Below are 4,782 nucleotides of genomic sequence, written 5' to 3'. Positions count from 1 at the left end.
CGGTGGCGGACGGAGTGATTCCGGATCCGGAGGTGTTCCTCGGGTGAGAGGCGGTGATGCGCACCGAGGGCGCCACGGTGCGGCGGAGCCCGGCGCGAGGCCCGTGCCCGGTGCTCAGGATTGGCGAGGCGACAGATGATCATCCGTGTAGTGGAGGTGAAGATGTCCGAGGAGACCGGCCCTCCGGGGGATGTACCGGACGAGATGCCCGGTGGGCTGCCCGCCCGCGGACGACGTGATAGATCCAGCTCGGTGCCGTCCGAGGTGACGTCCTGGGGGGATGACGGTGCGGACCGGTCCCGGCCGGGACCGGCGGGTGAGGTCTACGACTGGTACACCCGGGGGATGGCGCTGCTCGGCCACGGGGACGCCAATGCCGCGGTGCAGCTGCTGGCCCACGCCGTCGCGGCCGAACCCGCCTCGCCGAGCGTGCGGGAGGCGCTGGCCCGGGCGCAGTTCACCGCCGGTCAGTACGGCGCGGCCCGGGAGACCTTCGCCTGGATCGTGGATCGGCATCCCACCGACGACTACGCCCAGTTCGGCCTCGGGTTGTCCGCCCGCAAGATCGGTGATCTTCGGGTGGCCGTGGAGCATCTGGCGCTGGCCGTGGCGATGCGTCCCGACATCCGACACTACGATGTCGCGCTGCGTGGCGCCCGCGCGGCGTTGGCCCGAGCGTGACCCGGCCGGCCGCCGTGCCCGCGGACGAGACCACGTCAGCCAGCTCTTCGTCAGCCAGTTCTTCCGCGGTCTCCTCCGCTTCGTCGTCTTCCGTGTTTTCTGGTTTCTCCGTGCCTTCCGGTGGCTTCCCCGGGCCGTTGCGTGGGACGGACCGGCCGCTGGCCGATCTGTTCGACGTCGCCCTGATGGATCTTGACGGTGTCGTCAACCGTGGGGGCACCGCCGTGCCGCACGCGGCGGACACCATCGCCGCCGCGGGCCGCCGGGGGATGCGCACGGTGTACGTCACGAACAACGCACTGCGCCCGCCGGCCGAGGTCGCCGCCCGCCTGCGCGGCTTCGGCGTACCGGCGCAAACCGAGGACGTCGTCACCTCGGCGCAGGCAGCGGCGCACGTCCTGGCTGAACGGCTGGGCACCGGATCCCGGGTGCTCATTACCGGAGGGCGGGGACTTCGACAGGCGGTGACGGAGGAGGGCCTGGTCCCGGTGGACTCGGCCGAGGACGATCCGGCGGCGGTGGTCCAGGGGTTCGACCCGGATCTCACCTATGCCCGCCTCGCCGAGGCGGCCTATGCCATCCGGGCCGGAGCACTGTGGATCGCCAGCAACGCCGATCGCACCGTGCCGACCGAGCGGGGCGTCGCGCCCGGCAACGGATCCGTCATCGCCTTCCTGCGGGCCGCCACGGACCGCGAGCCGGTGGTGACCGGCAAGCCCGAGTCGGCGATGCACCGCGAGTCGATGCGGCGCAGCGGAGCCCGGACACCCCTCATCGTCGGTGACCGGCTCGACACCGACATCGAGGCCGGTCACCGGACGTCGACGCCGACCCTGCTCGTCTTCACCGGGGTGACGACCCCCGGGGACCTGCTCGCCGCTCCCGCTCCGCACCGTCCCGACTTCGTCGCCGCGGACCTGCGCGGGCTGCTCCGGGCGGCGCCACCGGTGAAGGCCGTCCCGGAGCTGGGGAACCACGCCTATCGTTGCGGCGTCTGGAGCAGCCGGGTCGAGGAGGGGACGCTGCACTGGTCGGGTGAGAGCCACGGGTCGGGTGAGAGCCACGGGCCGGGCGATGACGCGTCGGGTGGCGATCGTTCGGGTAGCGGTCATTCCGGTGGGAATGCGTCAGACTGGGATGTGCCGGGCGACGACACGTGGAACGGGGACGGCACCGACGGGCTGGACGGGCTGCGGGCCGCCTGCGCCACAGTCTGGTCCGCCCTGGACAGGGGCGTCGCCGTCCACACGATCGCGGCGCGACGCCCGCCGGGCTGCGAGGACCTGATGGCTCCGGCGCCCCGGGCGCTGGAGCCCGTGGCGCCCGCCTGAGTCCCGGCGCCTTGGAGCATCGTCGGCGAACAGGCGCATCGTCACAGCAGCGAGCGGACCCGCAGCAGATCCCGCACGCTCGCGTCCACCTTCAGCCGTCCACTGGCCCAGGCGGTCATCGCGGGAAGCCTTCCCTCGGCGACCGCCACCAGGTCGTCGCTGTCCAGCGTTAGGATGATCTGGCGTCGTCGCGGGTGCCCTCGCCGATGTGCCGCAGGCAGCCGTCACGCAGCTCCCCGGAGAAGACGGCATCGAGATCGGGGATACGGCAGACGATGACGCGATCCGGGGCACGCGGGGGACGGCCGTCGGCGGAGAGCCCATCCAGGCGGGCGGCGAGAGCATGGAGCGCGGCCTCGCACTGCGACCTGTCGGCCATCCCGGCCGGTCCTCCTCTCGGCCTGTTCGACCTGTGCCCCTCTCGGCCCGGCGTGTCCGGGACACTAGCGTGGGAGTAGGTGTTCCGGGCGGGACGACCCGCGTGGTGGGCGAGTTTACACCGGTTGCGAGCCGATCTCCGGTGGTCCTGACGGACCCGGGGTGAGGTCCCGGGCCGGCCGAGGGCGGATCCGGCCGGACGAGGAGTGGACAGGACATGAGATTCGTCGCATGACGCACGCCGCCAGGGTCCGTCGCGTCAGCGGCCGTGAGTGCGGGAGGCTGACAACGTGAACACCGAGAATCTGCCCGCCGAGGTTCGCGACGCCCTTGGCCGGCTGGACATGCTCGACGTCCTACCGACGGCCGCGCATGTCGAGGTCTTCGAGGAGATAAACCGCCGGTTGGCCGGGGCACTGGCGGACCTGGATGGGATCGCTGACCAGGTTAAGGGCGCTGACCACGTCAAGGGCGCTGGGGGCGCGGCCGGGCCGGGCGTGCCCGTTCCGGCGCGTTCCGGGGCGCGTCCCACGGGAGGGCCGCGGCCCGGGCCGGGCATGATCCGGCCGGTGCGGTGAGTCGCTCCGGGGTCACGATGTCCCGCCGGACGCGTCTGGACAGCGAACTTGTCCGTCGTGGTCTCGCCCGGTCCCGGGAGCAGGCCGTTGCGGCGATCACCGCGGGTCGGGTGCTGGTCGGCGGCATTCCTGCCACGAAGGCCGCCACGGTGGTCGACGGATCCACCTCCATCGCGGTGACGAAGGGGGACGATCCCGGCTACGCCTCCCGCGGCGCGCACAAACTTCTCGGTGCCTTCGAGGCCTTCGGGGTCCCCGCACCGGAACCGGGGCCGGGTGTCGAAATCCCGCGTTCCACCGGCCCCACGCTGGTCGTGGCCGGTCGACGGTGCCTGGACGTCGGTGCCTCCACCGGCGGCTTCACCGACGTGCTGCTGCGGTACGGGGCGGCCTCCGTCGTGGCCGTGGACGTCGGCTACGGGCAGTTGCTGTGGCGGCTGCGCTGCGATCCCCGGGTCTGCGTGCTCGACCGCACCAACGCCCGGAACCTGACGCCCGCCGAGATCGGTGACCGCGTCGACCTGGTCGTCGGGGACCTGTCGTTCATCTCGCTGGCCCTGGCGCTGCCCGCGCTGCGCGCCTGCGCGGTCCCAGACGCCGATTTCGTGCTGCTGGTGAAGCCCCAGTTCGAGGTCGGCCGGGAGTGGCTCGGGCCAGGCGGGGTGGTGCGCGACACCGCGTTGCACGCCGAGGCGGTCCGCGACGTGGCCACGTCCGCAGCCATGCTAGATCTCGGCGTGCGTGGTGTCACGGCGAGTCCGCTGCCCGGCCCGGCGGGCAATGTCGAGTACCTGCTGTGGCTGGTCGCCGGGGCCCCACCGCTCGACGCGGACGTCCTGGCCGGGGCGATCGCCGCCGGCCCCGCGGGATCGGGGCGTCGGGCATGACGCGGGAGATCCTCGTTGTCACCCATCCCCGCCGCTCGGTGGTCCGGGAGAGCGCCCATTGGGTCATCGAGGGCCTGGCCGCAGCCGGGGTGTCGCCGCGAGTGCTGCGGGACGAGGCGGAGATGCTCGACCTGACCGCCGCCAACATCGTGCCGCACGACGCCGACGCGGCCGTCGGGGTGGAACTGGTGCTGGTCCTCGGCGGCGACGGCAGCCTGCTGCGCGGCGCGGAGCTGGCCCGCACCGCTGACGCCCCGCTGCTGGGCGTGAACCTCGGGCACGTCGGGTTCCTCGCCGAGGCTGAACCCGACGCGCTGGAATCCACCATCGAGCACGTCGTCCGCAAGGACTACACGGTCGAGGAACGCATGACGGTCGACGTCACGGTCCGGCGGCGTGGCGAGGTCACCTATACCGGCTGGGCGCTCAACGAGATGTCCCTGGAGAAGGCCGAGCGCGCTCGGATGCTGGAATGCGTGCTGGAGATTGACGGGCGTCCGCTGTCCCGGTGGGGATGCGACGGGGTGATCTGTTCGACGCCCACCGGATCCACCGCCTACGCCTTCTCGGCCGGTGGTCCGGTGATGTGGCCGGGCGTCGAGGCCCTGCTGGTCGCCCCGATCAGCGCGCACGCGCTGTTCGCCCGGCCGCTCGTGCTGGCGCCGGCCTCCGCGGTCGCCGTGGAGATCCTGCCGCCGGTGCCCGCGGTCCTCTACTGTGACGGCCGGCGGTTCGTCGAGGTGCCCCCCGAGTCGCGGGTCGAGGTGGTCCGCGGCCGCCAACCGGTGCGGCTCGCCGTGGTGCATCCGCTGCCGTTCACTGATCGTCTCGTCGCCAAGTTTGGCCTTCCGGTGGAAGGCTGGCGAGGACGCAACCAACGTGCCTCCCCCGCGTAGCGACTTCGCCGCGACGCGGGGACCCCTGGCC

General features: G+C 72.5%; 5 protein-coding genes and 1 pseudogene. 5 read left to right on the top strand and 1 reads right to left on the bottom strand.

Translation table 11 applies throughout. The features are described 5' to 3' along the window. The first annotated feature begins 135 nt into the window (after positions 1-135). Together ACY5KJ_RS14175 and ACY5KJ_RS14170 are read left to right on the top strand one after the other, a co-directional pair. Complete coding sequence (locus ACY5KJ_RS14175; RefSeq protein ID WP_462189093.1) at positions 136-681, top strand: tetratricopeptide repeat protein; 546 nt, start codon at positions 136-138, stop codon at positions 679-681. Between the two features lie 185 nt (positions 682-866). Continuing rightward, positions 867-2,012, top strand: a complete 1,146-nt coding sequence (locus ACY5KJ_RS14170) for an HAD-IIA family hydrolase (protein ID WP_462203559.1) — start codon at positions 867-869, stop codon at positions 2,010-2,012. A 41-nt stretch (positions 2,013-2,053) separates the two neighbouring features. Here the strand turns inward: ACY5KJ_RS14170 and ACY5KJ_RS14165 are convergent. Then, positions 2,054-2,391 (bottom strand): annotated as a pseudogene (locus ACY5KJ_RS14165) (alkyl sulfatase C-terminal domain-containing protein). 289 nt (positions 2,392-2,680) lie between these two features. Here ACY5KJ_RS14165 and ACY5KJ_RS14160 point away from each other — a divergent pair. Genes ACY5KJ_RS14160 through ACY5KJ_RS14150 form a run of 3 tightly spaced genes read left to right on the top strand, consistent with a single transcriptional unit; the run spans position 2,681 to position 4,751 of the window. Beyond that, positions 2,681-2,968, top strand: a complete 288-nt coding sequence (locus ACY5KJ_RS14160; protein ID WP_462189096.1) for a hypothetical protein — start codon at positions 2,681-2,683, stop codon at positions 2,966-2,968. 17 nt (positions 2,969-2,985) lie between these two features. Beyond that, positions 2,986-3,855, top strand: coding sequence for a TlyA family RNA methyltransferase (locus tag ACY5KJ_RS14155; RefSeq protein WP_462189098.1), 870 nt, complete (start codon positions 2,986-2,988; stop codon positions 3,853-3,855). Then, a complete protein-coding gene (locus ACY5KJ_RS14150) occupies positions 3,852-4,751 on the top strand; it encodes an NAD kinase (RefSeq protein ID WP_462203557.1) in 900 nt (299 codons plus the stop codon). The genes ACY5KJ_RS14155 and ACY5KJ_RS14150 overlap by 4 nt, the downstream gene beginning before the upstream one ends. The last annotated feature ends 31 nt before the right edge of the window (positions 4,752-4,782 follow it).

Source organism: Frankia sp. CcWB3, from assembly GCF_977927595.1.
This window is presented reverse-complemented; position numbering and strand designations above follow the sequence as displayed.

Bases quoted from the DNA above. Each gene is read 5' to 3' on its own strand.
- ACY5KJ_RS14175 (WP_462189093.1), top strand. From the start codon at position 136: ATGATCATCCGTGTAGTGGAGGTGAAGATGTCCGAGGAGACCGGCCCT.
- ACY5KJ_RS14170 (WP_462203559.1), top strand. From the start codon at position 867: ATGGATCTTGACGGTGTCGTCAACCGTGGGGGCACCGCCGTGCCGCAC.
- ACY5KJ_RS14155 (WP_462189098.1), top strand. From the start codon at position 2,986: ATGTCCCGCCGGACGCGTCTGGACAGCGAACTTGTCCGTCGTGGTCTC.
- ACY5KJ_RS14150 (WP_462203557.1), top strand. From the start codon at position 3,852: ATGACGCGGGAGATCCTCGTTGTCACCCATCCCCGCCGCTCGGTGGTC.